The organism is Loktanella sp. DJP18 (assembly GCF_049310965.1).
Classification (GTDB): domain Bacteria; phylum Pseudomonadota; class Alphaproteobacteria; order Rhodobacterales; family Rhodobacteraceae; genus Loktanella.
The window spans coordinates 1-571 of sequence record NZ_JBMERN010000402.1 but is presented as its reverse complement, the minus strand read 5'-3'; the positions used below and the strand labels follow the sequence as shown (position 1 = coordinate 571).

At 63.9% G+C, this 571-nt stretch carries 1 protein-coding gene; it reads right to left on the bottom strand.

What is annotated here, in order from left to right:
- Positions 1-571, bottom strand: a 571-nt coding sequence (locus ACOI1H_RS26140) for a Mu transposase domain-containing protein (protein WP_422441275.1), incomplete at both ends; no start/stop codon positions are given.

Genomic DNA, 571 nt, shown 5'->3' with positions numbered 1-571 from the left:
AGCAAATGCGCCAGTTCCGTCTCACACGCCTGTTCATGGGCGATGAACAGCAGATCAACCATTCGGCGGCAGGCATCCCGTCTTGGCAAATCGCGCTGCAATACCTTCCATGCCTCAGCGTATTCGGTGCGGGGGAACAGGCTGTCGCGGTAGATCGAGCTCCACAGGGCCTGCGGCTTGCGCCGAAGGGCATGGATGACATGATGGTAGTTGATGACATGGACGCGATGCCCGTCGCCGCGCCCGCGGGCCCGGGCGTGGGTCACGACGAGGGTGCCGCCGAGAAACGCCTCGATGCGGTCATCGTAGAGGTGGACGCGCAAACGCTGCCCGATCAGCTGTGATGGCGCGCTGTAGAAGATACTCTTGATCAGAAACCCGCCCGTCCGGGTGACCGGCACCACGATCTCGGTGAAGTCGGTGGTGCGCCGCTGCGGCAAAGGCTTCAGGTGCGTCTGCTCCGCCTGAACAGGCGCCGCCCGCTGTTTGTTGCGTCGCGCCACCAGCATGTCGACGAAGCGCCGGTAGTCATCAATGGAGGCGAAGTCGCGGCTGCCGCGCAGGATCAGCG